This is a genomic window from Actinomadura physcomitrii, from assembly GCF_008923205.2.
Lineage (GTDB): Bacteria > Actinomycetota > Actinomycetes > Streptosporangiales > Streptosporangiaceae > Spirillospora > Spirillospora physcomitrii.
The window spans coordinates 1-26,389 of the sequence record NZ_WBMS02000064.1 but is presented as its reverse complement, the minus strand read 5'-3'; the positions used below and the strand labels follow the sequence as shown (position 1 = coordinate 26,389).

Genomic DNA, 26,389 nt, shown 5'->3' with positions numbered 1-26,389 from the left:
CGCCGTGTTCGGCGACGACCTGTACATCCTGCGCGGCACCGACACGGACGCCGCCTAACCGGTCGCGGGGAGACGGAACGGCCGCGCGGGTCCCGGGGGACCGGCGCGGCCGTTCAGGGGTGTGCGGGCGGGTCAGGCGCCCGGCTCAGGAAGACAGGGCGGTGGTGGTGACGGGCTTGCCGAGGACGCTGCCCTGCGCCCACTTGGTGAACGGCAGCTGCCAGTAGCCCCAGCCGTTCGTCCACTGGAGCTGGCGCTTGGTGCCGGTGATGGTGACCAGGTCGCCGCGGTAGGACCAGCTGTAGAACCACTGCGCGTCGTTCGCGGGGGAGCGGACGCAGCCGTGGCTGCAGTTGCGGTTGCCCAGGCAGGTCGGGTCGTCCATGTTCTGGTGGATGTACTCGCCGCTGTTGGAGATGCGGGTCGCGAACGGGACCTGCTCGTCGTACCAGCCCGGGTCGCCCTTCTTCTTGCCCGGCGGGCGCATCCGCTCCAGGCGGCTGTGGTCCATGGTCAGGTGGACGCCGCTGGTGGTGAGCAGGTGGTCGACGCCGTCGGACTGGACGTCGCCGCCCGCGCCGAGGCTGACGCCCCAGGTGCGGACCGTCCGGCCGTTCTTCTTCACGACCAGCTTGTCGGTCTTGGCGTTGACCTGGACGGTGTGCGAGTCACCGATCTTGAAGTTGCGGGTCACGTCCTTGGCGCCGAACACGTTGTCGCCGATCTTCAGGCCGGCGTAGTGGACGGTGACCGACACCCGCTGGTGCGGCGCCCACGGGTGCTTGGGGCGGAACACCAGCGACGGCAGCCCGTTGAACGACTCGCCCGGCGCCAGCCACCGCCAGGCGCCCTCGGTCGGCTTGGTCGAGGAGATCTCGATGCTCTTCTCGACCGCGGCCCGCGCCTTGGTGGGGACCGCCTTGTTGAACTGGATGAAGACCGGCATGCCGGTGCCGACCGTCTCGTTCGCGCTCGGCACCACGTTGTTGATCACGGTGGCGGCGGTCGCCCGGCTCGCCCGGAACGCGCTGGTGGCCGTGGTGGCCTTGCCCTTGGGCGAGGTCGCGGTCGCCGACACCTGGTAGCTGCCGCCCGGCTGCAGCGTCCAGGTCGAATGCCACTGCGTCTTGTCGGCCGACAGCTTGCCGGGCACCTCGGCGCCCTTCAGCTTCACCGACACCTGCCCGAGCGTGCCGCCGGTCGACGTCACTGTCACGCCCGCGTCCGGGCGGGCCTTCGCGGCCCCGTTCGCGGGGGTGATCGTCACCTTGGGGGCGCCGTCGTCACCGCCCGCCGCCGTCGTCCCGCCCGTGCCGCCGCTCCTGCTGCCACCGCACGCCGTCGCCAGCCCGAGGACCAGAGCGACCACCGCAAACGACTTCCCTCGCACCGTTCTCCCTCATCAAGCCCACCCGAACCCGGTGGAGCGCGGACCCCGCAACGAGTTCGCTGACGAACGGCCCTGTCTTCCCGGCCCGCACCTGGGGGGACGGCCGGTTTTCACGCTCGATCACATGGGACGTCCATCGTGCCCCGAAGGTTCGCATCGTGTGGGGGGTTCTTCGCATCTTTCGCCCCTGGCGCCCCACGGGTTCCCGGTCGCCGGGCGGGCCGGCCGCCGGGCGCCGCCGCCGGGGAGGCCGCCGCGGGACCGGCGGCGGGGCGGGAGAAACGCATGTCATTGCTCGCAATCGGCGCGGGGACGGGCGAAAAGGAAATGTGTCGTCGGCGTCGCGGATATGAAAATGCAAGTGCCCGTCCCGGGTTTGCATGCTTGGCGTTTCTTGGTGAAAGCGATGGCCGGTGATGGGATCGTCGCCGCAGGTCAGATGGGTAGCCCCCAGATTGTGTCGATCTTCTCTTCAAGACTGCGGTGCCCTTCGTTAAAAGCGGCGATCACCGCTGGAACCTGCTGCGAGGCTGGACCGTGGCCGCTCGCGGATCCGATGTTCGGCGGCGCGGAGCGCGTGCGGCGTCGCGGCACCGCGGGCCCGGCGGAGTCACCTGCCGGTGAGGTTCTGTCAGCGAAGGGACGCGCGAGATGAGAGCCCAGGGGTTGAGCGCCGCCGTCGACGCCGGCGCGTCCGCCGGATCCGGAACGCCGCCCTTCGTCCCGCCGCCCCTCCCGCCCCGCCGCCGCGCCCCCGCACCGCTCGCCCTGCTGTACCCGGCCTGCCTCGCCGTCGCCGACGGCTGGGCGATGGCCGCCGCCGTCGCCGTCGCGCGCGGCGCCGGACCGGGCGGGGTGCTGCCTGCCGCCGCGGCCGCCGCCCTCGTCGCGCTGAACGCCTCCGGCGGGCTGTACCGGGTGCGGCGCTGCCCGTCGCTGCTGGCGGACGTCCGGCCGGTGCTGGTCCGGGCGCTGGTGGTCGCCGCGCTCGCCGCCGCGCTGCTGCCCGTGCTGACGCCCGGCGCGGCGCCCTCGCGGGCCGGGACGGCCGCGTGGCTGCTGATCGCGTCCGTCGCGGGCGTGCTGGAGCTGATCGCGCGCGCGTTCGGCAACGCCGCCGCCCGCACCTACCGCTGCCGCCGGTCCCGCGCCCGCACCGCCCTCGTCGTCGGGACGGGCGGGACGAGCGACCACGTCATCGACATCCTGTGCGCGCGCGGGGAGTTCGGGCTCGCGCCGGTCGGGCTCGTCGCGGCCGGCGGCCCGGACACCGCGTCCGGCCTGCCCGCCCTCGGCGACGCCGCCGACCTGCCCGCCCTCGTCGAGGAGCACAGCGCCGGCACCGTCGTGGTCGTCGCCGAGGACGTCCAGCCCGGCCGGCTCGACGCCGTGCTGCGCACCTGCTTCGGGCTGCCGTGCGAGACGCTGCTCGTCCAGCCGCCGTCGGACGTCTTGCCGGTCGCGTCCGCGCGGCGCGAGTACCTCGCCGGGCTGCCGTGCGCGCGCGTCGACTGGCGGCTGCGCGGCGCCGTGCCGCGGCTCGCCAAGCGCGCCTTCGACCTGGTCGTCGGCACCGCCCTGCTGGTCGCGGCGGTGCCGGTGCTCGCCGCGTGCGCGGTCGCGGTCCGGCTGGAGGGCGGGCCCGGCGTGCTGTTCCGGCAGCGCCGGATCGGCCGCGGCGGAGAGGAGTTCGTGCTGCTGAAGTTCCGCACCCTCAAGCCCGCGGACGAGCAGGAGTCCGACACCCGCTGGACCGTCGAGGGCGACGACCGGATGGGGCCCGTCGGCCGGTTCCTGCGCCGCACGTCGCTGGACGAGCTGCCGCAGCTGTGGAACGTCGTCCGCGGCGACATGAGCCTCGTCGGGCCGCGCCCGGAGCGCCCGCACTTCGTGGAGCAGTTCTCCCGGTCGTGCCCCGGCTACATGCTGCGGCACCGCGTCCCGGTCGGCATGACGGGCTGGGCGCAGGTGCACGGCTTCCGCGGCGACACCTCCATCGAGCTGCGCGCCCGCCTCGACAACCACTACATCGACCACTGGACGCTGGCCTCCGACCTGCGCATCCTGCTGCTGACGGTGCGGGCGATGCTCTGCCGGGACGCCACATGACCGAGCGAAGCGAGGGCATGCGGCTGTCTTTGCCGGGAGGTGGCTCCCCGCAAGCTGCTCGCGTGACGGCCGTCGTGCCCTGGCCGGGCCGGGCGCCGGTGGTGTCCCGCCGCGCGCTCGCCGGCCTCCTCGCTCGGCCGAGCTGGCTGGTCGCGGCGACCGTCGCGTGCGTCGGCGTCCCGCCTGGAGGGAGCGGCGCGGCCGCTGGGGACGGCGCCGGGGTGCAGGTCACCGCCGGCGACTGCGCGAGCGTCCTCATGGTCGCGGCGGCCGCGCTGCTGGTCGCCCGGGGACGGGTCGCGATGCCGCGCCGCGCGCTGTGGGCGTTCGCGCCGCTCGCCGCGACCCTCGGCGTGACGACGGTCGCGTCTCCCGACATCGCGTCCAGCCTGCCGGGGTTCGTGCGGGACGTGCAGATCTTCGTGCTGGTGCCGCTCGCCGTCGTGCTGCTCGTCCGGGACCGCCGCGACCTCGGCATCGTGTTCGGGTCGGTGCTCGGCCTCGGGCTCGGCGAGGCGCTGTACGGGATCTGGCAGGCGCTCACCGGGACGGGTGCGTCGATCGGCGGCGCGAACGTCCGCGCGGTCGGCACGTTCGGCGCGGCCGACGTCATGGCGATGTCCATCGTCGTCGGGTTCGCGGTCCTCGTCCTGACGGCGTTCGCGCTGGTCGCGCCCCGGTACGGGGCCGCGGCGGCGCCGGTCGCGCTGGCCGGGCTCGGCGTGCTGGCGCTCGCGCTGCTGCTCGCGCTGAGCCGCGGCAGCTGGATCGCGCTCGCCGCCGGGGTCGGGCTGATGCTGGTGGCCTTCGACCGGTGGCTCGCGGTGAAGGCGGCGGTGTGCTGCGCCGCGCTCGGGCTCGTCGCGTTCGGGCTGCTCGGTGGCGGGGAGATCGTGCAGCGGTACGCGTCGATCGCGGTCTCGGTGAGCGCGCCGGACCAGTCCGTCAGCGACCGCTACAACCTGTGGGCCGCCGCCGGGCGGATGTGGGCCGACCACCCGGTGACCGGCGTCGGCGTGAAGAACTTCCCCGCCTACCGCGACACCTACGCGGGCATCGAGCTGTCGTCCGGCAGCGAGACCGACGACCCCGTCAACGGCTACCGGCGGCAGCCGCTGCTGTCGCCGCACGACGAGTACCTGCTGATCCTGTCCGAGCAGGGCGTGCTCGGCCTCGCCGGGTTCGCCGCGCTGCTCGGCGCGGTCGTGCGGGGGCTGTGGACGCGCCGCGACGTGCGCGACCCGTTCTGGCTCATCGGCGCCGCGTTCACGGCGTTCCTGCTCGTCAACTTCCTGTACGCGGACATGGGCGGGCCGACCTGCGTGCTCACCGGGGTCCTGCTCGGCGCCGCCGCGCGCCGTGCCTTCGGCCTCCGGCGGCCGTCCGGTCCCGGCGTCGCGGGAGGGGAGCACGCGTGACGGCCCGAGAGCCGGCCTCCGGTGCTGTGCCTGACGGTGCGGCGCCCAATGGCGGGGGCGTGTCGGTCGGGCGGGCGGCCGCGCTGTCGGGCGTGCTCATCGCCGCCGGCACCGGGCTCGGGTTCCTGCGCGACCTCGTCATGGCGCACCGGTTCGGCGCGAGCGGCGCCACCGACGCGTTCCTCGTCGCCTGGACGATCCCCGAGACGGTGTCGCCGCTGCTCATCGAGGACGCCATGGCGCTGCTCATGGTCCCGGTCGTGACCCGGCTGCTCGCCGGGGGCGGCGGCCTGCGCGCCCTCACCGCGGCGACGCTGCCCCGGATGGTCCTCGGCCTCACCGCCGCCACGCTGACCCTCGGCATCGCCGCACCGGTCGTCGTGGGGATCCTCGCGCCGGGGCTGACGGAGCCGGGGCCCGCGGTCCGGTGCGTCCGGCTGACCGCCCTCACCGTCGTCACGTTCGGCGTCGCCGGGTACATGAGCGCGACGCTGCGCGCGCACCACCGCTTCGGCCCGCCCGCCGCCATCTACCTCGCCTACAACGTCGGGATCCTCGCCCTCATCGCCGGGCTCGCCGGGGTCGTCGGCATCATGAGCGCCGCGATCGGCGTCGCCTTCGGCAGCGTGCTCATGGTCGCCGTGCAGCTGCCCGCGTTCGTCCGCTGCCTGCGCGAGGACGCCGCCCCCCGCCTGGACGCGGCGGCCCTGCGGCTCGGCCTCGCCGCCGTCGCGCCCGTCGTCGTCTACACCGTCACCCGCCAGGCGCAGGTGTTCGTCGAGCGGTTCATCGGCTCCGGCCTCGCCGCCGGGTCGATCTCGCACCTGAACTACGCGCAGAAGGTCGCGCAGGTCCCGATGGTGCTGTCGCTGCTGATCGTCACCGTGACGTTCCCGCGCCTCGCGCGCGCGTCCGCGGACGGCGACACCGGCGGCGTCGCCCGGCGCATCCGGCAGGACCTCGTCGTCGCGGGCGGCTTCGTGCTGAGCGCGTCTGCGTTCCTCGTCGCGTTCGCGCCCGACATCATCCGGGTGCTGTTCCAGCACGGCGAGTTCACCGCCGCCGACACCGCCGACACCGCCGCCACCCTGCGCGTCTACGCGCTCGGGCTGTGGGGCCAGTCGACCGTCGGGATCGCCACCCGCGCGTTCTTCGCGCAGCGGCGCCCGCAGTGGCGGCCCACCGCCGTCCTCGCCGGCGGCCTCGCCGTCACCGCCGCCGGCTGCGCCGCGTTCGCCGCCCTCGCCGGGACGGCCGCGCTCGCCGCCGCCGACGCCGCCGGCATCACCCTCGCCGCCGTCCTGCTGCTCGCCGGGGTGCGCGCGCGCGTCGCACCGATCCCGCTGCGCCGCGTCGCCGCCGACCTCGCCCGGCTCACCGTCCTCGCGTCCCTCGCCGGCGCCGCCGCCCTGCTCGCCACCGCGCCGCTGGGCGCCGCGCCCGCGCTCGTCCGGCTCGCCGCCGGCGGCCTCGCGACCGCCGCCGCGTTCGCCGCCCTGATCGCCCTGGCGGGACGCGACCTCATCGCGCCATGGACCATCCCATGGCCCTCATGGAGGCCCGGCGCGCTCGCCCGCCGCGGCCGCACATCTTCCGGGGGAACCAGTGACCCAGCCGACCGAACCGGTGCCGGAGACGGCGCCGACGACCAGCCCCGCGCCGAGCGCGCATCCGGCGCGGCCTCCGCAGGAGGTCGAACCGCCGCCGCTGGTGCTGATGTACCACTCGATCGATCACTACGATGACGACCCGCACCTGGTGACCGTCTCGCCGCCCCGGTTCGAGCGGCAGATGGCCTGGCTGCGCGCCCGCGGCCTGCGCGGCGCCGGGATGGCGGAGCTGCTCGCCGAGCACGCCGCCGGCCGCGCCCGCGGCCTCGTCGGCCTCACCTTCGACGACGGCTACGCCGACTTCGCCACCCGCGCCCTGCCCGTCCTCGTCCGGTACGGGTTCGGCGCGACCGTCTTCGCCGTGTCCGGACGGGTCGGCTCGTACAACGCGTGGGACACCGGCCCCCGCAAGCCGCTCATGACCGCCGAGCAGCTGCGCACCGTCGCCGACACCGGTATGGAGGTCGCCTCGCACGGCCGCCACCACGTCCCGCTGCCCGAGGTCGACGACACCGAGCTGCGCGAGGAGCTCGAGGAGAGCCGCGCCGACCTCGAAGAGATCATCGGCCGGCGGGTCACCGGGTTCGCCTACCCGTACGGGCGCGCGGACGCCCGCGAGATCGACGCGGTCCGCGCCGCCGGATACGACTACGCCTGCCACATCCGCCCGGACGAGCCGTCCCGGCACGCGCTCGGTCGCGCCTACATCGGCGAGCGCGACGGGAGCCTGCGGCTGCGCGCCAAGCTCGTCCGGCACCAGATGCTGTGGCGGAGCCGCATGTGACCCGCGTCCTGCACGTGATCACCGGACTGGAGCACGGCGGCGCCGAGCACCAGCTCGCGCTGCTCCTGCGCCACCTGCCCATGGAGTGCGAGGTGGCGACGCTGACGCACGCGGGCGTGCTGGGGGAGCGGATCCGGGGCGGCGGCGTGCCGGTCCACGAGCTCGGCATGCGCGGCAACCGCGACCTCGCCGCGCTGCCGCGGCTCGTCCGGCTGATCCGCGACGGCCGGTACGGCGTCGTCCACACGCACCTGTACCGGGCCTGCGTCTACGGGCGCGTCGCCGCGCGCCTCGCCGGGACGCCCCGCATCATCGCCACGGAGCACTCCCTCGGCGACGGGCACATCGAGGGACGCCGCACCACCCGCGCCGTGCGGGCCCTCTACCGGGCGACCGAGCGGCTCGGGACGGTGACGGTCGCGGTGTCGCCGACGGTCGCGGCGCGGCTGCGCGCCTGGGGCGTCCCGCCCGGCCGCATCACGGTCATCCCCAACGGGATCGACGCCGCCGCGTTCGCGTTCGACCCCGCGCGGCGCGCCGAGACCCGCCGCCGCCTCGGCATCCCGATGGACGCGCACGTCGCCGGCACCGTCGGCCGCCTCGTCCCGACCAAGCGGATCGACCTGCTCATCGGCGCCGCCGCCCGGACGCCCGGCCTGCGGCTGCTCATCGCGGGCGACGGCCCCGAGCGCGCGCGGCTCGAACGGCTCGCCGCGGCGCCCGCCGTCGCCGGCCGCGTCGTCTTCGCGGGCGGGACCGGTGACGTCGCGTCCGTCCTCGCCGCGCTGGACGTGTACGCCGCCCCGTCCGCGCAGGAGACGTTCGGCCTCGGCGTCCTGGAGGCGCTCGCCGCCGGGCTCCCCGCCGTCCGCACCGCCTGCCCGGCCCTCGACGACCTTCCCCCCGACGACGCGCCGCACGCCACCCGCCTGCCCGCCGCCGCCGGTCCGGACGCCTGGGGCGCCGCCCTCGCGCGCCGCACCGGACGGGTCCCGGTGCCGGCGGCCGTCCACCGCTACGCCATCGCGGAGCAGGCCGCGAAACTCGCCCGCCTCTACACCGGCGGCATGCCGAGCACCGGGCGGACGCGGCCCGCCCGCGAGTCCATCCCGACCTGACGGCACGAGAGAAGGGTCAGCCGATGTCGCAACGCGACGCCACGAAGAAGCCTGCCACCGGGAAACCGGCCACCGGAGGCGGCGGCCCGCCCACCGAGCCCGCCCGCGCCGAGGCCGGTCACGCGCAGTCCGGTCACGCCGGGCCCGCTCGCACCGAGCCCGGCCGCACCGAGCCCGCCCACGCCGCGCCCGATCGCGGCAAGGCCGACCGGGGCAAGACCGGCCGGGCGACGACGCGGCGCGCCGCCGCCACTCCCGGCCGCGCCGCCGGGGCGGTCGCCGGTGCCGTCGCCGGCCGGCTGCGCACCCCGGCCGCCGCGTTCCTCCGCCGGTTCGGGCTGCTCATCGCGCTCGTGCTCAGCGGATTCCTCGGCGGCCTCGGCTACGCCCTGTTCGCGCCGGCGACCTACACCGCCACCGCCTACGTCCTCGTCGTGGACGACGGCCCCGGCGGCCAGGGACCCGCCGCGGTCAGCTTCGCGCAGGCGTTCGGCCGGCTCGCGCCGCTGCCGGAGACCCTCGCCTACTCCTCGATCCCGCTGCCGGACGGCGCGATGGCCGCCACCCGCGACCACATCCAGTCGTCCACCTCGCCCGACACGCCGCTCATCAAGCTCGCGGGCAGCGCGGACAGCCCGGCCGGCGCCGCCGCGTTCGCCAACGCCGCCGCCGACGCCCTCGTCCGCTACGGCACGTCGCACCGCTCCGACACCGGCGTCCGCGTCGCGCTGATGAGCATGGCCGCGACCCCGTCGGCGCCGTCGTCGCCGAACCCGCCGCTCGACGTCGCGGTCGGCACCGCGTCCGGCGTGCTGCTCGCCGGGCTCGGCGCCGCCGTCCTCAGCGGGCGCCGCGGCCGAGCCCAGCAGCGGGGCCAGCACGACGCGTCCCGCCCGCCGCGCGGGGCCGTGCCGAGCCCCGCCACCGAACCCGTGGAGGTGCACTCGTGACGCTGTCCAGCATGATCCGCCCGAGCCGGGCCGCCGGGCCGGCCGGGCCCGCCGCGCGAGCCGCGGCCTGGCAGGTGGAGGTGCGCCGCGACGAGGGCGCCCTCCTCGAACTGGCCGATGAGCTGCGCGAACTGTACGAGCGCTGCCCGGAGGCCACCCCATTCCAGTCCCCCGAATGGCTGAGCGCCTGGTGGGGCTGGTACGGCATCCGCGGACGGCTGCGACTCGTCCTCGTCCGGTACCGGGGCCGCCTCGTCGCCGCCGCGCCGCTGATGACCGCGGGCCGCTGGGGCTTCCCCGTGCTGGTGCCGATCGCCGAGGGGCAGAGCGACTTCACCGACTTCCTGCTCGACCCCGCGTACGCGGACGGCGCCGTCGAGCACCTCGCGCGCGCCCTGCACGGGATGCGCGGCCGCTGCGCGATCGACCTGCGCGAGGTGCGGCCCGGCTCGGTCGTCCACCAGGTGGCGCGGCGCTGGCCCGGCCGGACGTGGCCGATGCCCGCGTCGGTGTGCATGGAGCTGCCCTGCACCGACATCGCCGAGGTCATGGACCGGCTGCCGCGCCGCAGCGCCGGCAAGATGCGCGCGAAGCTCCGCAAGATCGACGTGCGGGGCGTCACGGTCGAGACCGTCCCGCCCGAGGAGGCGGCGGACGCGATCGCCGCCCTGCTGGACCTGCACGCCCGGCAGTGGCGGGGCCGGCCGATGAACCCCGAGCACTCCCGCGAGCGGTTCCGCCGGCACCTGGCCGAGGCGGGCGCCGCGATGGTCCGCGAGGGCCGCGCCGCCGTGCTGCGGTACCACTGGGACGGGCGGCTCGTCGCGAGCGACCTCGTCCTCATCGGGCACCGGTTCGTCGGCGCCTACCTGTACGGGGCGATCCCGGAGCTGCGCGGCAGCGTGGACGTGGCGCTGATGCTGCTGCGCGAGGACCTCGCCATCGCGCGCGCCCGCGGCCGGCAGGCCGTCAACCTGCTGCGCGGCGAGGAGCCCTACAAGCTGAAATGGCGGCCGCACCGCGTCCAGAACCAGCGGATCGTCCTCGGCCGCGCCTTCCCGGCGCCGGTGTTCGCGGGGCTGGCGCTGGTCCGCGCGGGCCTCGCCGCCCGCCGCCACCACCGTCCCGCGACGGTGCCGCCGCCCGAGCCCGATCCGCAGGACGCGCCGCGCGAGGACGCGCTGCCGACCAGCGCGAGCCGCGAGGACGTCCCGCAACCGCGCCACGACGCCCTGCCGGTGCGCGACGCCCCGGCGGTAAGCGACGGGGCGCCGGCGCGCGATGACGGGACGCCCGTGCGTGACGCTGTGCCAGTCCGCGACGGGGAGGCGGTGCGCGACGCCCTACCGGTAAGTGACGCCCTGCCGGTGCGCGACGCCTTGCCGGTGCGCGATGACGGGATGCCGGGGGGCGACGCTGTGCCGGTCGACGGCGGGGAGGCGGTGCGTGGCGCGGGGCCGGGGGGTGCCGCCCTGCCGGTAAGTGAAGCGGGGCCGGGGCGCGACGGGGAGGCGGGCGCGGGGAAGGGCGGGCGGGCCGGGGATGGCTGACGCCGCCGAGCCGCTGCGCGTCCTGCACGTCAGCCAGCCGAACGCGGGCGGCGTCGCCGTCTACGTCGGCCAGGCGGTCGCCGACCAGCGGCGCCGCGGCTGGGAGGTGGCGGTCGCCTGCCCGGCCGGCGGCGACCTGCCCGCCCGGTGCGCGGCGGCGGGCGTGCCGTGGTTCAACTGGGACGCCGGCCGCGCCCCCGGCCCGGGGACACCGCTGGAGGCGCTGCGGCTGCGCCGCCTGGTCAAGGGCTTCCAGCCCGACGTCGTCCACCTGCACTCCGCGAAGGCGGGCCTCGCGGGACGGCTGCTGCGCCGCCCCGCCGGGGTGCCCGCGATCTTCCAGCCGCACGGCTGGTCGCGGCCAGCCGGCTCTGGGAGCGGTACGCGGCCCGCCGCGCCGACGCGCTCGTCTGCGTCGGCGAGGGGGAGCTGCGGACCGGGATGCGGGCCGGGGTCCGCGGCCCGTTCCGGCTCGTCCGCAACGGGGTGGACCGGCGCCGGTTCGGGCCCGCCGACGCGGCCGCGCGGCTCGCCGCGCGGACCCGGCTGGGACTGCCCGCCGCCGCGCCGCTCGCGGTGTGCGTCGGCCGGGTGACCCGGCAGAAGGCGCAGGACGTGCTGGTCGCGGCGTGGCCCGCGGTCGCCGCCCGGTGCCCGTCCGCGCTGCTCGCGATCGTCGGCGACGGCGAGGACCTGGACGCGCTGCGCCGCCGGGCGCCGGGCGTCCGGTTCGTCCCGGCGGTGCCGGACCCGCGGGACTGGCTGGCCGCCGCGAACGTGGTCGTGCTGCCGTCGCGCTGGGAGGGGCTGCCGCTGACCGCGCTGGAGGCGCTCGCCACCGGCCGCTGCCTCGTCGGGACGGACATCCCCGGCATCGCGGAGGTCGTCCGTCCCGGGCTCGGCGCGCTGGTGCCGGCCGAGGACCCGGGCGCGCTCGCCGACGCGATGGCGGCGCGGCTGCTGTTCCCGGGGGTCGCCGAGCGGGAGGGCCGCGAGGCGGCGGCGGCCGCGGCGGCCTACGACATCGCCGGGACGGTCGCGCGCCTCGCCGCGGTCACCCGCGAGGTCGCAGGCCGCGGGCCGGTGCCGGACGGCGTGGCCCGCGAGCTCGCGGGCGCCGGCGGCCTCGGCACGGACGTCCGCGCCGGTTCGGAGGCCCTCGCGATGTCGGGCGCGGAACGCGCCGGCGGTTTCCACGGCGGTGCGGGCGAGGTGCTCGCCGGTGCCGGCGGCGGGACCGCCGCCCCGGACGGCGGCCCTCCGGCGGGCTGCGCCCCGGAAGGCGGAGCGGGCACCGGGGCGGACGCCGGTGGCGACGCCGGCCCGGCCGGCGGGGCCGGCGCCGAGGGCGGCGGGGCGATCGGCGGCGTGGCGACGTTGCCGGGCGCCACGGGCGACGGCGCGGTCACCCCGCCGAACAGCTCCCGGTAGGCCCGCGCCGACCGCGGGTTCGCGCCGCATTCCCACACGCCGTGCGGGCAGTAGTCCGTGACCGACTGGTAGACCACGTTATGGGACACGATCCAGTCATGCATTCCCTGGATATATTCGGGGTTGTCGGAGTTGCGGAACAGGCCCCATTCCGGAAAGGAGATGGGCTTTCCGTGCGCGGCGGCGAAGTCCGCCTGCGCCTTCATCCCGTACGGCTCGTCGATGTACTCCTGGAACGACTCACCGGGTGGCTGGTCATAGCTGTCGGAACCGATGATGTCCACCACGTCGTCGCCCGGATAGCACTCCGTCCACGGGATCGCGTCACGGCCGCGGGTCGGCGCGAAATCGAACCGGAAACGCGCGCCGGGAACCGCGCGCATCGCCGCGACGATGCGCCGCCAGTACGCCTTCCACGCGGCCGGGTTCGGCGCGCAGCGGCCGTCGTACACCTCGCCGTTCATCTCCCAGCCGAGGACGATCACAGAGCCGCCCGCGCCCAGCTCCACCAGGTGCCGCGCGAGCGTCCGGTAGTGCTCGTCGAACGCGCCCGACGCGCCGCCGCGCAGCAGCGAGGACACCACCACCGGGGGCAGCCCCGCCTCGTTCGGCGCCATCATCGGCACGTTGACGGCGAGCATCCGGCGCGGGTCGGCCTCCCGCCAGCGCGTCCAGGGCAGCAGGATCTGCGGCGGGCCCTCGACGTCCTCCCAGGAGTCGCCCGGCAGGTAGGTGCGCCCGACGGTGACCGGCGTGCCCAGCCAGCGCTGGAACCGCTCCACCCGGGCGACGCCCTCCGCGCCCGACCCGAGAAATGCCCCCAAGGGCACATAATTCACCGTTCTGTGCGCGGCCTGCGGCCGGAACCAGCCGACCAGCGTGGACGCCGCGAGCGCGGCCAGCGCGGCGGTGGCGAGCAATACCGTCGGGACCGGAAAGAACGCGGCACGCCTTTTCCGCGGTGTTTCCCGCGGCCGCCGCCCGGTCGAATGGATATTCCCAGCTTGCATGCGTAATGTATGCCCTCTGGCGGCCGCGGCGAACGAATCGGCCAAGCGGCCGATCACAAAACAAAATTTACCTGGAAAAGGGAAGGGCACGCCGTGCGCCAAGACCCGCCGCAGGAACCGGCCGGCTGATCCGGATGTTCCTCGAAACACTGTTCACCGCCTTCGGGCGGAGTCCCCGGGGGGCCGCAGGGCCGTCCCCGGAGGAGGCGCGGACGCCGCCGGCGCCGCTCCTGGACCCCGGACTGCCCGTCCTGCTGCTGCGCACCGACCGCAACCGCTTCCACCACGGCAGCCTCGGCGCGATCCGCTCCCTCGGCCGCGCCGGGGTGCCGGTGCACGCCATGCTGGAGGACCGCGCCAGCCCGGCGTCCCGCTCCCGCTACCTGTACCGGGGGCACCCGTGGGGGCCGCCCGCCGAGCGTCCCGCCGAGCTGGCCGCCCACCTGCACCGGATCGCCGAGCGGATCGGCGGCCCCGCGCTGCTGCTGCCCGTCGACGACGCCGGCGCGCTGTTCGTCGCCGAGCACGCCGAGGCGCTCGCGTCCGCGTTCGTCTTCCCGCGCCAGGACCGCGACGTCCCGCGCCGCGTCGCCGACAAGTCGCAGCTCATCGCCGCGCTCCGGGAGCACGGCGTGCCGTGCCCGCAGAGCCGCACGCCGCGCGGCGCCGCCGACGTCGAGGACGCCGCCGCCGAGCTCGGCCTACCGCTGATCGCCAAGTGGGCGCGGCCGTGGCGGCTGCCGCCGGGCATGCGCAGCACCACCGTCGCGCACACCCTTGACGAGGCGTACCGGCTGTTCGCGGCCGGGCTCCGGCGCGACCCGGACGGCGGCGCGGGCCCGCTGATCCTGCAGCGGCGCATCCCGCCGGACGGCGGCGACTGGTTCTTCCACGGCTACTTCGACGCGTCGCTGGACTGCCTGTTCGGCGCGACCGGCCGCAAGCACCTCGCGCATCCGCCGCAGGCCGGCCACACGGTCGCCGGGGAGTGGGCCCGCAACCCCGAGCTGGAGCGGCTCGCGGTGCGGACCGCCCAGCTGATGGGCTGCCGGGGGCCGGTCGACCTGGACTTCCGGTTCGACGCCGGGACCGGCGCCTACCACCTGCTCGACTTCAACCCGCGGCTCGGCGCGCAGTTCCGGCTGTTCACCGACCGGCGCGGGCTCGACCTCGTCCGCGTCCTGCACCTGGACCAGTCCGGGCGCGACGTCCCGCCGGCGCTGCCGGCGTTCGGCCGCCGGCTGCTGGTGGAGAACCACTACCTGCGGCAGACGCTCGGCCGGCCGCTGCTGCGCGCGGGGACCCTCCGCCCGCTGCGCGAGGCCGACGAGCTGGCCTGGTACGCCGGCGACGACCTGCCGCCGTTCCTGGCCATGGGCGGGCAGAGCGTGCTGCGCGCCGCCGGGGGCGCGCGGGGACGCACGCCCCGCCCGGCCGGCCGCTGAGCCGGCCGGCGCACCATCGGCGCCGCCGGGGGACGCGGCGCCGCCACGAGCACGACACACTTTCGGGGGAACGAGAAATGACCGACTCGGTCAGCGACGCCGTCATCGTCGGCGCCGGGCCCTACGGCCTGTCGACCGCCGCCCACCTGCAGAACCTCGGGCTCGGCGTACGGATCATCGGTACGCCGATGGAGTACTGGGCCACGAGCATGCCCGAGGGCATGTACCTGAAGTCCGAGCCCTTCGCCTCCGACCTCGGGGCGCCGCAGGACGGCCTGCGCTTCACCGACCGCCACCCGGAGTGGCGGCTCGGGCAGCCGATCCCGCTGGACACCTTCGTCGCCTACGGCCGCTGGTTCGCCGAGCAGACGGTCCCGGGCGTCGAGCCCGGCGAGGTGGTGAAGGTCGCGCGGGGCGGCCCTTCCGAGTACCAGGTGTCCCTCGCCACCGGCGAGGTGATCGCGGCCCGCGCCGTCGTGGTCGCGGTCGGCGTCGGCCCGTTCGCGCACATCCCCGCGGAGCTGTCGGGCATGCCGTCCTGGCTCGTCTCGCACAGCGGCGACCACCGCGACCTGAGCCTGTTCGCGGGCAAGGACGTCGCGGTCGTCGGGGCCGGGCAGTCCGCGCTGGAGACGGCGGTGCTGCTCGCCGACGCGGGCGCGCACCCGCACGTCATCGCGCGGCGCGGCGAGCTCGACTGGAACGCGGTGCCGAAGGAGCACCGCACCCTCGGGGAGCGGCTGCGGGAGGGCCCGCGGTCCGGGCTCGGCACGGGCTACCGGACGTGGGTGTGGGCGGAGCGGCCCGGTGTCGTCCGGTACCTGCCGGAGCGGACCCGGCTGCGGCTGGTCCGCGAGACGCTGCCGCCCGCCGGCGCGTGGTGGCTGCGGGACCGGCTGGACGAGCGGATCCGCGTGTCGACCGGGCGGCGGCTGGTGAAGGCCGCCGAGCAGGACGACGTCATCGCGGTCACCACCGTCGACCGGACGGGGCGGCGCCTCGTCGTGGAGGCCGAGCACGTGATCGCCGCGACCGGGTTCGTACCGGAGGTCGGGCGGCTGGAGCTGCTGTCGCCGGAGCTGCGGGTGCGGGTGGACAGCCGGCTCGGCGCGCCGGTGCTCAGCGCGCACTTCGAGTCGTCGATGCCGGGCTTGTACTTCGCGGGGCTGGCGGCGGCGCCGACGTTCGGGCCGGTGATGCGGTTCGTGCACGGCGCGGGCTTCGCGGCGCGCCGGATCGCCCGGCACATCGTCCACCGGACGCCCCCGGCCTTCGCGGTGGCGCGGCGCCCCGCGCCCGCGCTGGACGCGGACGCGCGGTAGCGGCCGACCGGAAGGCGCCGGTGGAGAAATCTCTCCGGGATGAGGATCCTCCACCGGAACAGGACGGGACGACGTCGGTGGCGCGCCGGGGCGGGCGCGCCGCCGGCGCCCGTTCACGCGGGCCCCGGCGGGCGGGCGCGCCGGTCAGCGCCAGAGCGGGCGGGCCCGGCGGCGGACCCGTTCGACCCGGGCGGTGGCGACGGCCCATTCGAGCCGCGCGCACAGAGTCCAGAAGCGGGTCCATTCCGGTCGCGTACGGGTGAGGATCCACTCCGGACTGCGGAAACGGCGGACGATGCGGATGCCCTCGCGGCGGACCGAGTAGCGGACGGGGCGGGCGGCGCGGAGAGAGCCGGCGCGCGGGCGCGCCGGCCCGCGCGGCGACGGGGACCATGCGTTCGCGGGGGAGGGGGCGGGGGGCATGCGGTCGGCTCCTCGGCGCTAGACGGCCACCTTGTGACCGAATGTAGCGCATCGGATACCGTCCGCCATGCTTCTCCTGGGCATCGGGCCGGAACCGGATGCCGGGGTCGCCGGAGGCCGCCCGGGGAACGAGTCCCGGTAAAGCGGACGAATTCCAGCCAAAGGCCCTTCTTTGTGGTGTCGGAAAAGGGCTCGCGGAAAGCGGAACCCATGCCCGGGTAAACGCTGGCAAAGACGCGCCGACCTGCTCGATGACAGCTCGGTGAATGCCCCCGGCGCGGTGCTACGGTCATGCCGACCGGCCCGGAACCGGACATCGAACGACGGCTCGACCGAGCCCGACGCGAGCCAGACGCGAGGAGATTCCGCAGTGCGACGCCAACCGATCCGCCACGGGGCGAGCAGCCCCGAGGTGCGTCGGCGCGCCCTCGGAACCGCGCTGGCGCGCGTCGCCGTCATCGCCGGATTCGCCTTCGCCGGATGGATCGCGCTCAGTTCCCTGAACCAGTCCGCGTACGCCGCGCAAAAGGGCGGCGACACCAAGACCGCGAGCACCGGAACTGCGGGCGGGGGAGCGCAGCGGGACGCCCGATGGAATTCCGTGCGGGACACCGCCAGCGACTCCGCCGGGCTCGACCGGCTCGCCACGCTCCGCCACTTCCGGTTGGAGGGCGGCCGGCCGACGGCCGGGACGCCCGGCGCCGTCGCCGGCGACGTCCGCGCGGCCGGTGCGCGGCCCGTCGCCTACCTGGACGGGCGCTACCGCGACGCCGCCGCCGACGGCGGCCACGTGGTCCGCGAGGTCGGCGGCACCGTCGACCGCACCGTGACCGGGGCCGCCGGCGCGGCCGGGGTGCCGCACCTGGGGCTCCCCGGCGTCTCGACGGACGGCGGGGTCGGGGGCTTCGTGCACGGCGTGGCCGGGCCGCCCACCGCGGCGCACGGCGCGCCGGGGGCCACCGCGGACGCCTCGCCCCACGACGACGGTGCGGGGCACGCGAAGGCGCACGACACCGCCGGCGCCCGCCCCGCCGCGGCGCACGCGCAGGCGCGCTACGCGACCGGCAAGGCGCCGTCCGGCGCGCACCGCTCCGGCGGCCACCGCCGGACGTGCGGGGACGCGCACCGTGTTCCCTGCGCCCCGGGCATGCCGTCCCAGCAGGACGGCGACTCGCGCAGCGGCGCGCCGTCCGGCGGGCACCCGTTCGGGCCGTTCGCCGACCTCGGCGCCGCCCAGCACCCGGGTGCGGCGCGCGCCCTCGACTCCGGCGCGTTCCACCGCACCGCCCTGACCGACAAGGCGGCCCCGGGCCGTCCCTCGGTCGTCCCCGACTAGCACCCGCCACCGGGCACCGCGCGTACCCGCGCGTCCCGTGCCGGAAGCCGCACCGTCCCGCAGACCGGACTCCCGCTTCGCGCCGGACGGCCGCTTCCCGCCTTCCCCCGCTTCCCTACCGAGCTTTTTCGGACGGCACGGTCCTGGCCAGGCCGCTGCCCGCTGCGCTCACCCGGACGGTGCACGCAGTGATCACTCACCGATTCACCGATTCACCGAAAGAAGGAGCAAGACCATGCGCATCTGGGCCAGGAACACCGGCCGCGCCGCTCTCGTCGCGGCGGGCTGCGTCGCCATGGGGGCGTCCGGACTCGGCGTCCCCGCCTCGGCGGACACCACCACCAGCGGCGACCTGTCCATCCTCGGCGGCAACCAGGTCGTCGCGCCGATCTCGATACCGATCGAGGTCAGCGGCAACGCCGTCGGCGCCGTCGCCGGCATCGCCCAGGCCGGCTCCAAGGGCGGCGCGTCCGTCGAGCGGCACGGCCGCGAGGGCGGCGACCTGCACACCTCGGGCAACCTGTCGATCGGCGGCGGCAACCAGGTCTACGCCCCGATCTCCATCCCGATCGACGTCTGCGGCAACGCCGTCGGCGCCGTCGTCGGCATCGCGCGGGCCGGCTGCAAGGGCGGCGCCACGGTCAAGAGCAAGGACGGGCACGGGCACAGCCACAGTGGCTGGCGCACGGGCCGTGCGGCGACCGCGCCCGGGGAACGTCAGGCGTCTTCGCCCAAGGGGCGCCAGGCGTCCGCGCCCAGGGAACGCCAGGCGTCTTCGCCCAAGGGGCGCCAGGCGTCCGCGCCCGGGGAGCGCAAGGCGACCGCCGGCACCGCGCAGGCGCCGGCCGCACCCGGCAACGGCCGCATGGGCGGCTGGGACGGCGGCTGGGGCGGCGGCCACGGGCACGGGCACGGCATGAAGACGTCCGGCAACCTGTCCATCCTGGGCGGCAACCAGGTGTACGCGCCGATCTCCGTGCCGGTGAACGTGTGCGGCAACGCGATCTCCCTCATCGCGGGGATCACCCAGGCCGGCTGCAAGGGCGGCGCCTCCGTCGAGCGCAAGGGCGACGACCGCCCGGACATGAAGACGTCCGGGAACCTGTCCATCCTGGGCGGGAACCAGGTGTACGCGCCGATCTCGGTGCCGGTGAACGTGTGCGGCAACGCGATCGGCGCGATCCTCGGCATCGCGCAGGCGGGCTGCAAGGGCGGCGCATCCGTCACCAGCGGCGGCCACGAGCACCACAAGCGTCCGCCGTTCAAGCACTACCCGAAGAAGCCGCACCACAAGAAGCCCTACAAGCCGGCCAAGCACCGCCCGGCCGCCGGGCACCACAAGCTGCCGTCGACCCTGCGCGGGAGCAGCGAGCGCATCGCGATGGGGCCGGACTACCGCCGCGCCGACGGCATGCCCGCCGTGCAGGACCTGCTGAACAGGGTCGCCCGGATCGCCAAGCCGGTCGCGAACGTGACGCCGGGGCAGGTCGGCACGCGGCTGCCGCAGGGCAAAGAGGCCCCGGTCAACCTGGGCACCGCGCTGACCAAGTGAGCCACCGCCGGCCCGGATGACGATCCGCGCGGCCGGCCGAGCCGATGGCGAGGAGGCGGCAGACGTGCCGCCTCCTCCCCGCGTCCGGGCGGCGCGGCCCTCCCGTGCGGGCCGTGCCGCCCGGACTCTGATCGCTGGAGACGGACACGATGCTGGAGACGAAGACAGTGAACGACGCGAGGCGGGACGGGCGGTGCTGGGACGGCGGCGCGTCACGCGCGCCCGGCCGGACGCTGCCCGCGGTGGCGCTCCTCGCCGCCGGATGCGTGGCGGTCGCCGGGGTGCCGGCGGCGCACGCCGCACCGTCCAGGCCGGCCGCGGATCAGCCGGCCGCCGCCCGGCACGCAGCCCGGCCGCGGATCGGGAAGGTGATCGGCACGATCTCGATCAAGCGGATCCACCTGAAGATCAAGATGCGGGAGGGCGTCTCGGAGCGCGTGCTCAGCAAGGGCGTCGGCCACTACCCGCGGACGGCCCCGCCCGGCGCCCTCGGCAACACCGTCCTGCTCGGGCACCGCACCACCTGGCTGCACCCGTTCGGACGGCTGGACCGGCTGCGGCGCGGCGACCGGATCGTCCTCAAGGCGCACCACAGGACCTACGTCTACCGGGTGCGCGGCAGGCACATCATCAAGCCGACCGACCGGCGCGCGCTCGAACCCGTCCCGTTCAAACGCGGAAAGGCCCCGGACGGCGAGTACGTCACGCTCATCAGCTGCACCCCGAAAGGCTCCGACCGGCGCCGCATCGTCGTCGTCGGAAAGATGAGGAAATGACCCGGTGGATAAATTTGGTCAGGCGGACGAGCGGGCCCCGTAAAGCGCGATGAGCCCGGCGTAGTCGCCCTTCCCGAGGGTGGCCGGGTCGTCGTCGCAGGCCGCGACGGTCGGCGCCATGGTCAGCGCGGAGTGCTGCGATCCCTCGACGTGCCCGAGGCCGAGCATGTGGCCCGCCTCGTGCGTCGCGACGGCGGCGGCGTCATAGCTTCCCGCCGGGCAGGGCGAGCCGTCCTGCGGGCCCGGCCACCACCTCTTCCCGTGCTCCTGCAGCGCGGTGTCGTTCTCGATCGTCGTCGCGCCCCGGAACCAGGTGCAGGTCGCCGCGAGGACGTCGGCGTCCGCGCCCGGCATCGCCTCCCAGCCGGAGACGTTCGTCCCGTCGCGGTCGCCGCACACCCCGCCCGCCGTCAGGTTCGGCGGTGTCGCCGTCCGGCCCGCGTACCTCTGCGAGACGTCCGGCGGCGGCGTGAACGTACGGGCCGCGTTGCAGTCCGTCCTGGCGCCGAACATGCCGGCGATCCCGGTGGACACGCCCGACATCGGCAGGCCCGCCGTCCCCGGGTAGTAGTGCCACTCGATCGCGGAGCCCTTCGGCCACTTGCTCGGTTCCTGCTGGTAGGCGTCGTCCTGGCAGGCGTCGATCGGCGCGCGGAACTCGCGCGGCCGGCCCTGCGGCGACCGCGTCCCCGCCGCGGCGAGGGTGATCTCGCCCTTCGCCTCGTCCACCTCGACGCGCAGCTCGGACGCGCCGTCGGTGCGCAGCGAGTGCGCGATCACCGAGGTGCCGTCGGACGGGACCGTCGCGGCGAGGCCGTTCTCGCCGCGCACCACCCGGCCGCGCAGGTCGCACTCGGAGAGCTTGATACGCTGCGGCATCGCGCGCGCGGTGAGCGCCCCGTCCGGCTTGCACCAGCCGGGCGGCCGTCCAGGCTCGGCGGCGGTGGCGGCGGTGGCCGCGCCGCCCGTGACCGTGCAGGACAGGGCCGTCGCGGCGGCGGCGCACCAGACGCCGGTGCGCCGCCCGCGTCCGGCGGGCGATACGTCGTCCATGCAATTTCTCCGATGTGTCGGTACAGCCCTTCGCGCTCCAGCCGTCAGTCTTTCGCGGCGCCGGGAAAGGCAAACCGGCACAGGCTAAAATGATCACCACATTGCACATATCGCCATTGCTAAATAAACGGCCATCTGCACATTTTCCGGAGAATGGCGACCGGCCGGTCCGGAGCGGCCCGGTCAGTGCCGGGCAAATCACCGTCCATGGTTCGGTAAACGTGTTTACCGGTGCGCAGTACGGAAAAATCAGGAGGTAAGCAGGCAACTCGGGGGTGTTCAAGGTGCAGACGCAGACACAGGTGCGGGAACTCATGGGGATGAGCGTGACCGACACCCACGGCGCCAAGGTCGGCACCGTCAAGCAGGTCTACCTCAACGACGACTCCGGCGCGCCGGAATGGGTGACGGTGCACACCGGATGGTTCGGGATGCGGGAGAGCTTCGTCCCGCTGTCCGGCGCCCGCAAGGCCCATGACATGCTGCAGGTGCCCTACGACAAGGAGACGATCAAGGGCGCGCCGAACGTGGACGCCGACGAGCACCTCTCGCACGCCCAGATCGTCGACCTGTACCGGCACTACGGCGTGCGCCCGCCGAGCGGCCGCCGCACGGAGGACGGCGAGGGCACGGCCGAGGAGACCGGCCGCGGCACCGGCACCGGGACGCCCGGCGAGCAGGGCATGGCGGGCGATACGGGCATGGCGGGCGAGCCGGCGCCGTCCGACCAGGGCACGACCGGTGCGCAGGGCAGGGCGCCGTCGTCCGGCATGGGCGGGACGTCCGGCACCTCCGGGACGTCCGGGACCGCGGGCGCCGCGGGGATGGCCGTCCACCCCGAGCGGGACAAGCGCGGCGAGCCGCTGCCCGCGCAGCCCGGCGCCCCGATGACCGAGATCACCCGGTCCGAGGAGCGGCTGCGCATCGAGACCGAGCGGCACGAGTCCGGCCGCGTGCACGTGCGCAAGTGGGTGGAGACCGAGATGGTCGAGCGGACCATCCCGGTCACCCACGAAGAGATCAGGATCGACCGGGAGCCGATCACGGACGGGCGGCCCGGCGTGCAGGTCACCATCACCGAGGACGACCAGGAGATCATCCTCTACGAGGAGCGCCCGGTCGTGGCCAAGGAGACCGTCCCGGTGGAGCGCGTCCGGATCCGCACCGAGCGGGTCCAGGACGAGCAGACCGTCCGCGGCGAGCTGCGCAGGGAGCGCGTCGAGGTCACCCGCGACGACGGCAGCCACGCCGACCACGACCAAGGCGGCCGCTCCCGCGGCTGAGCCCGGCCCCGCACCGCCCCCGGCACTCCGATACACCCCGGCATCGCTCCGGTATCGCCCGGCGCACCTTCCGAGACACCGGATCGCGCGCGCCCGGCCGGCCCTTCCACCCGCAGGCCGGCCGGGCGCCCCAGCATGCCCGCCGCCCCGTCCGCGCGGAATGCACGGGCGGGGCGGGCGCGGCCGGGTGTGGCCAACGTGGCGGGACGGATGGCCGGGCCGACACGCGGCGGGCAGCGCGACGGCGGGCGCGGCGCTCATCGCCCCGACCCGTCCGACCGGCTTAATTCGACCCATGATTTAAATAGTGAACTTAGTCTCCGTCAAGACCCCCGCCCCATGCTTCGATCAAGATCATCCAGACCGCGGCGCGGGACGCTTGACAGGTGATCAAGGCCGGGGGAGGTTCCTGGTGACGCTGAAGCCCGCCGCAGGGGTCATGGCCGTCCGGGCCGCCGTGACCCCGTCCGCGCACCCGCGGACACGGGCGGGCGCGCGGCCCCGCCTCGGGCCGCGCGGCGTCGTCGCCGTCACGACCCAGGAGGGACCTTGCGACACCCCCACACCCGAACGTCCGCCCGGATCAGGCGTTCGCTGGCCGCCCTCGCGGTCGCGGCCGCCGCCGTCCCCGCGGCGAGCGGCCCCGCCCTCGCGGACGCACCGGCCTCCGCCGGCTACCTCGACCCGCGGCTCCCCGTCGCCCAGCGCGTCTCCGACCTGCTCGGCCGGATGACGCTCGAGGAGAAGATCGGCCAGATGACGCAGGCCGAGCGCGGCGCCATCGACGCCGACCCGAGCCAGATCACCTCGCTCGCGCTCGGCTCCGTGCTGTCCGGCGGCGGCTCCGTGCCGTCCGACAACACCCCGTCCGGCTGGGCCGACATGGTCGACCGGTACCAGGCCGCCGCGCTCAAGACGCGGCTGAAGATCCCGCTGCTGTACGGGATCGACTCCGTCCACGGCGACAACAACCTCGTCGGCGCCACCGTCTTCCCGCACAACAACGCGATGGGCGCGACCCGCGACCCCGCGCTCGTCCGCGAGGAGGAGCGGATCACCGCGACCGAGACGCGCGCGACCGGCCCGCAGTGGGTGTTCGCCCCCTGCATCTGCGTCTCCCGCGACCTGCGCTGGGGACGCACCTACGAGTCCTTCAGCGAGGACCCCGCGCTCGTCATGCAGATGGAGACCGCCCTCGAGGGATTCCAGGGCAAGCGCACCAGGGACCTCGCCGACCCCACGCACGTCCTCGCCACCGCCAAGCACTACGCGGGCGACGGCGACACCAAGTACGGGTCGTCCACCAGCGGCACCTACACCATCGACCAGGGCGTCACCATCACCGACCACGCCCACTTCAACAAGATCGACCTCGCGCCGTACATCCCGGCCGTGCACAAGTACCACGTCGGCAGCATCATGCCGTCGTTCTCCAGCGTCGACTGGACGGAGGACGGCGTCGGCAACCCGGTCAAGATGAGCGCCAGCAAGGAGCTGCTCACCGACGTCCTCAAGAAGAAGATCGGGTTCGACGGGTTCCTCATCAGCGACTGGGAGGCCATCCACCAGCTCCCCGGCGACTACGCCACGCAGGTCCGGACGGCCGTCAACGCCGGCATGGACATGTTCATGGAGCCCTACAGCGCGCCCCAGTTCGAGCAGACCCTCCTCGCCGAGGTGAAGGCCGGACGCGTCGCCACGTCCCGCATCGACGACGCCGTCCGCCGCATCCTCAAGGCCAAGTTCGAGCTCGGCCTCTTCGAGCACCCCTACACCGACCGGACCAACATCAAGACGGTCGGGTCGCCCGCGCACCGCGCCGTCGCCCGCCGCGCCGTCGCCGAGTCGCAGGTGCTGCTGAAGAACTCCGGGCATGCGCTGCCGCTGAAGAAGTCGCAGCACATCTACGTCGCCGGCGTCAACGCCGACGACATCGGCAACCAGGCCGGCGGCTGGACCGTCACCTGGCAGGGCGCCCCCGGGAACACCATCCCCGGGACCACGATCCTGCAGGGCATCAAGCAGAACGCCAAGAACGTCACCTACAGCGCCGACGCGTCCGCGCCCACGGCCGGCAGCGACGTCGGAGTCGTCGTGGTCGGCGAGACGCCCTACGCCGAAGGCGTCGGCGACGTCGGCAACGGCCACACCCTCAACCTGTCCGACGCCGACAAGGCCAACATCGACAAGGTCTGCTCCGCCATCGACAAGTGCGTCGTGCTGGACGTCGCGGGGCGGCCGCAGATCGTCACCGACGAACTGCCGAAGATGGACGCGTTCGTGATGTCGTGGCTGCCCGGCAGCGAGGGCGCCGGCGTCTCCGACACCCTCTTCGGGAACCGTCCCTACACCGGCCGGCTGTCCTACACGTGGCCGCGGAGCGAGTCGCAGGAGCCGATCAACGTCGGCGACAAGAACTACGCCCCGCTGTTCCCGTACGGGTACGGCCTCCGCACGCACCGCTGAGCCGTCCTCGTCTTCCGGCGCCGGGGGGCTCGCCCCGGCGCCGGAAGACTGAAGCCGACACGGCCTCCTAGCCGGCGGCCTGCGGAAGGCTCGCCTTGGCCTTCGCGTAGCCGCCGGTCGGAGCGCCGTCGTCCAGGCGGTACACCAGGTGGACGACGCCGGTGGCGAAGGTCGCCGAGGAGATCAGCTTCAGCGGCAGCGGTGCGTCCACGTCCTCGAACAGCCGCATCCCCTCGCCCACGGCGATCGGATGGACCAGCAGGCGAAGCTCGTCGAGCAGCCCCGCCGCCAGCAGCCGGCGGACGAGCGACACCGATCCGCTCATCGCGATGTCCATCGTCGACGGTTCCTCCTTCAACGCCGTCACCGCCTCGATGAGGTCGCCCTGAAGCCGCTCGGAATTGCGCCAGCTGAACCGGAGCTCCTGGGCGGACACCACGATCTTGCGGGCGTCGCCGAGCTTCTTCGCAAAGACCTGGTCCTCGCCGCCGGCCTTCTCGCGGTCGGGCCACGCGCCCGCGAAGCTGTCGTAGGTCCGGCGCCCGAGCAGGAGGGTGTCGGCCGAGCTCATCTGCTCGTCGACGGCCTGCCCCATCTCGTCGTTGAAGTAGGGGAAGTGCCAGTCCTGCGGGTCCTCGACGACTCCGTCGAGCGAGATGAACAGTCCCGCCGTGATCTTTCGCATCCTGGTGCTCCTTGGCCGCTCGCGATGACGCACAGTGCTCACGGGCTTCGACCATCGCCACCGCCGGAACTCATCGCACAGCCGCATGGGCCGCATCTGCACGTGTGTGGTGAGCAGCCGGCTGAGGGATGTCACACGGCCTGACGACCCGAACTGCGGACGTACCGAGCCCTGCGGCACGCCAGGCCGGCGGGCGCCGACGCTGAGAGAAACGGATCGGTGAGCGTAAAGAGCGGGATTAGAAGGCGTTTTGGGCGGTGAAGAGCGGAATGATGGTTCTGGATCGCATACGTGAAGCGCTCACGGTGTGGGCGTAGGCGTAGTGGGTGTGGGCGGACACGGGGGTGCGTGCACGTGATTGTTCGTGTACATGACTGTTCGTCTGTTCGTGGGCGTGGTGTGGATGCGAGTTAGGGGGTGGAGTGCGGTGATCGCCAATAATGGGTGTTCGGTCATGGAGAGCTTGCGGGGAAACTGAGTTGAAAGTGTTCGGGAGTCTGATTCGGATGTTCGGGAAGGTTGCAAGAGGGGTGTTCGGGTGGTGGGGTGGCGCTTGCGTACGGGGCCGCCCCTCCAAAGTCAAGTACGGGGCCGCCCCTCCAAAGTCAAGGGCGCCTTCGGCGTCGCTACGCGATGGACTTCGTCCACCCTTGACTTTGGAGCCTCTGCGGCCCCTGG

At 74.7% G+C, this 26,389-nt stretch carries 20 protein-coding genes and 1 pseudogene; 16 read left to right on the top strand and 5 right to left on the bottom strand.

Annotated elements, in window-relative coordinates; all coding sequences use genetic code 11:
• Window positions 1-145: 145 nt before the first annotated feature.
• Window positions 146-1,369 (bottom strand): L,D-transpeptidase, encoded by a 1,224-nt coding sequence (locus F8568_RS43695; protein ID WP_151600041.1) that lies wholly within the window; start codon window positions 1,367-1,369, stop codon window positions 146-148.
• Window positions 1,370-2,041: 672 nt separating this feature from the next.
• Here F8568_RS43695 and F8568_RS43690 point away from each other — a divergent pair.
• The 9 genes and pseudogenes from F8568_RS43690 to F8568_RS49175 all read left to right on the top strand — a co-directional run.
• Window positions 2,042-3,499, top strand: coding sequence for a sugar transferase (locus tag F8568_RS43690; RefSeq protein ID WP_236010077.1), 1,458 nt, complete (start codon window positions 2,042-2,044; stop codon window positions 3,497-3,499).
• A 62-nt stretch (window positions 3,500-3,561) separates the two neighbouring features.
• Window positions 3,562-4,917, top strand: coding sequence for an O-antigen ligase family protein (locus F8568_RS43685; protein WP_328601306.1), 1,356 nt, complete (start codon window positions 3,562-3,564; stop codon window positions 4,915-4,917).
• A gap of 59 nt (window positions 4,918-4,976) precedes the next feature.
• On the top strand, window positions 4,977-6,662 hold the full coding sequence (locus F8568_RS43680) for a lipid II flippase MurJ (protein ID WP_151600039.1): 1,686 nt from the start codon (window positions 4,977-4,979) through the stop codon (window positions 6,660-6,662).
• On the top strand, window positions 6,634-7,311 hold the full coding sequence (locus F8568_RS43675) for a polysaccharide deacetylase family protein (RefSeq protein WP_151600067.1): 678 nt from the start codon (window positions 6,634-6,636) through the stop codon (window positions 7,309-7,311). Before F8568_RS43680 ends, F8568_RS43675 begins: the two co-directional genes overlap by 29 nt.
• Window positions 7,308-8,429 (top strand): glycosyltransferase, encoded by a 1,122-nt coding sequence (locus F8568_RS43670; protein WP_328601305.1) that lies wholly within the window; start codon window positions 7,308-7,310, stop codon window positions 8,427-8,429. Before F8568_RS43675 ends, F8568_RS43670 begins: the two co-directional genes overlap by 4 nt.
• A gap of 23 nt (window positions 8,430-8,452) precedes the next feature.
• A complete protein-coding gene (locus tag F8568_RS43665) occupies window positions 8,453-9,379 on the top strand; it encodes a hypothetical protein (protein WP_151600038.1) in 927 nt (308 codons plus the stop codon).
• The gene (locus tag F8568_RS43660) at window positions 9,376-10,929 is read left to right on the top strand and encodes a GNAT family N-acetyltransferase (protein ID WP_151600037.1); all 1,554 of its coding nucleotides are present in this window, start codon (window positions 9,376-9,378) and stop codon (window positions 10,927-10,929) included. The genes F8568_RS43665 and F8568_RS43660 overlap by 4 nt, the downstream gene beginning before the upstream one ends.
• Complete coding sequence (locus tag F8568_RS49180; protein WP_236010076.1) at window positions 10,922-11,524, top strand: glycosyltransferase; 603 nt, start codon at window positions 10,922-10,924, stop codon at window positions 11,522-11,524. The genes F8568_RS43660 and F8568_RS49180 overlap by 8 nt, the downstream gene beginning before the upstream one ends.
• A pseudogene (locus F8568_RS49175) lies at window positions 11,416-11,823 on the top strand (glycosyltransferase family 4 protein); the annotation flags it as partial. The gene F8568_RS49180 and the pseudogene F8568_RS49175, both read left to right, overlap by 109 nt.
• 122 nt (window positions 11,824-11,945) lie before the next feature.
• On the opposite strand, the gene F8568_RS49170 reads toward F8568_RS49175, so the two are convergent.
• Window positions 11,946-12,824, bottom strand: a complete 879-nt coding sequence (locus F8568_RS49170) for a glycosyl hydrolase (protein ID WP_236010080.1) — start codon at window positions 12,822-12,824, stop codon at window positions 11,946-11,948.
• A gap of 680 nt (window positions 12,825-13,504) precedes the next feature.
• Here F8568_RS49170 and F8568_RS43645 point away from each other — a divergent pair.
• Together F8568_RS43645 and F8568_RS43640 are read left to right on the top strand one after the other, a co-directional pair.
• On the top strand, window positions 13,505-14,815 hold the full coding sequence (locus F8568_RS43645) for a carboxylate--amine ligase (RefSeq protein WP_236010075.1): 1,311 nt from the start codon (window positions 13,505-13,507) through the stop codon (window positions 14,813-14,815).
• A gap of 77 nt (window positions 14,816-14,892) precedes the next feature.
• On the top strand, window positions 14,893-16,137 hold the full coding sequence (locus F8568_RS43640; protein ID WP_151600036.1) for an NAD(P)-binding domain-containing protein: 1,245 nt from the start codon (window positions 14,893-14,895) through the stop codon (window positions 16,135-16,137).
• 144 nt (window positions 16,138-16,281) lie between these two features.
• Here the strand turns inward: F8568_RS43640 and F8568_RS43635 are convergent, their stop codons facing one another.
• Window positions 16,282-16,560, bottom strand: a complete 279-nt coding sequence (locus tag F8568_RS43635) for a hypothetical protein (RefSeq protein ID WP_151600035.1) — start codon at window positions 16,558-16,560, stop codon at window positions 16,282-16,284.
• A gap of 370 nt (window positions 16,561-16,930) precedes the next feature.
• Between F8568_RS43635 and F8568_RS43630 the strand changes: the two genes are divergently transcribed.
• The 3 genes from F8568_RS43630 to F8568_RS50065 all read left to right on the top strand — a co-directional run bounded on the left by F8568_RS43630 (window position 16,931) and on the right by F8568_RS50065 (window position 20,224).
• Complete coding sequence (locus tag F8568_RS43630) at window positions 16,931-17,896, top strand: hypothetical protein (RefSeq protein ID WP_151600034.1); 966 nt, start codon at window positions 16,931-16,933, stop codon at window positions 17,894-17,896.
• Between the two features lie 235 nt (window positions 17,897-18,131).
• Window positions 18,132-19,448, top strand: coding sequence for a chaplin family protein (locus F8568_RS43625; protein WP_151600033.1), 1,317 nt, complete (start codon window positions 18,132-18,134; stop codon window positions 19,446-19,448).
• A gap of 167 nt (window positions 19,449-19,615) precedes the next feature.
• The gene (locus F8568_RS50065; protein WP_160573985.1) at window positions 19,616-20,224 is read left to right on the top strand and encodes a class E sortase; all 609 of its coding nucleotides are present in this window, start codon (window positions 19,616-19,618) and stop codon (window positions 20,222-20,224) included.
• 18 nt (window positions 20,225-20,242) lie between these two features.
• Here F8568_RS50065 and F8568_RS43615 read toward each other — a convergent pair whose 3' ends face one another.
• Complete coding sequence (locus F8568_RS43615; protein WP_151600031.1) at window positions 20,243-21,277, bottom strand: matrixin family metalloprotease; 1,035 nt, start codon at window positions 21,275-21,277, stop codon at window positions 20,243-20,245.
• A 284-nt stretch (window positions 21,278-21,561) separates the two neighbouring features.
• Between F8568_RS43615 and F8568_RS43610 the strand changes: the two genes are divergently transcribed.
• Both F8568_RS43610 and F8568_RS43605 read left to right on the top strand, forming a co-directional pair.
• Window positions 21,562-22,560: a DUF2382 domain-containing protein gene (locus F8568_RS43610; protein WP_151600030.1), complete on the top strand. Its 999-nt coding sequence runs from the start codon at window positions 21,562-21,564 to the stop codon at window positions 22,558-22,560.
• Window positions 22,561-23,109: 549 nt separating this feature from the next.
• Window positions 23,110-25,026, top strand: coding sequence for a glycoside hydrolase family 3 protein (locus F8568_RS43605; protein WP_236010074.1), 1,917 nt, complete (start codon window positions 23,110-23,112; stop codon window positions 25,024-25,026).
• A 67-nt stretch (window positions 25,027-25,093) separates the two neighbouring features.
• On the opposite strand, the gene F8568_RS43600 is transcribed toward F8568_RS43605, so the two are convergent.
• Window positions 25,094-25,711 carry a dihydrofolate reductase family protein gene (locus F8568_RS43600; RefSeq protein ID WP_151600029.1) on the bottom strand — a complete coding sequence of 206 codons (618 nt, stop codon included), beginning with the start codon at window positions 25,709-25,711 and terminating at the stop codon, window positions 25,094-25,096.
• Between the last annotated feature and the right edge of the window lie 678 nt (window positions 25,712-26,389).

What these genes read in the sequence shown, in the direction of transcription:
- F8568_RS43690 (WP_236010077.1), top strand. Translation starts at nt 2,042, where the DNA reads ATGAGAGCCCAGGGGTTGAGCGCCGCCGTCGACGCCGGCGCGTCCGCC.
- F8568_RS43675 (WP_151600067.1), top strand. Translation starts at nt 6,634, where the DNA reads ATGTACCACTCGATCGATCACTACGATGACGACCCGCACCTGGTGACC.
- F8568_RS43665 (WP_151600038.1), top strand. Translation starts at nt 8,453, where the DNA reads ATGTCGCAACGCGACGCCACGAAGAAGCCTGCCACCGGGAAACCGGCC.
- F8568_RS49180 (WP_236010076.1), top strand. Translation starts at nt 10,922, where the DNA reads ATGGCTGACGCCGCCGAGCCGCTGCGCGTCCTGCACGTCAGCCAGCCG.
- F8568_RS49170 (WP_236010080.1), bottom strand. Translation starts at nt 12,824, where the DNA reads ATGAACGGCGAGGTGTACGACGGCCGCTGCGCGCCGAACCCGGCCGCG.
- F8568_RS43645 (WP_236010075.1), top strand. Translation starts at nt 13,505, where the DNA reads ATGTTCCTCGAAACACTGTTCACCGCCTTCGGGCGGAGTCCCCGGGGG.
- F8568_RS43640 (WP_151600036.1), top strand. Translation starts at nt 14,893, where the DNA reads ATGACCGACTCGGTCAGCGACGCCGTCATCGTCGGCGCCGGGCCCTAC.
- F8568_RS43635 (WP_151600035.1), bottom strand. Translation starts at nt 16,560, where the DNA reads ATGCCCCCCGCCCCCTCCCCCGCGAACGCATGGTCCCCGTCGCCGCGC.
- F8568_RS43625 (WP_151600033.1), top strand. Translation starts at nt 18,132, where the DNA reads ATGCGCATCTGGGCCAGGAACACCGGCCGCGCCGCTCTCGTCGCGGCG.
- F8568_RS43615 (WP_151600031.1), bottom strand. Translation starts at nt 21,277, where the DNA reads ATGGACGACGTATCGCCCGCCGGACGCGGGCGGCGCACCGGCGTCTGG.
- F8568_RS43600 (WP_151600029.1), bottom strand. Translation starts at nt 25,711, where the DNA reads ATGCGAAAGATCACGGCGGGACTGTTCATCTCGCTCGACGGAGTCGTC.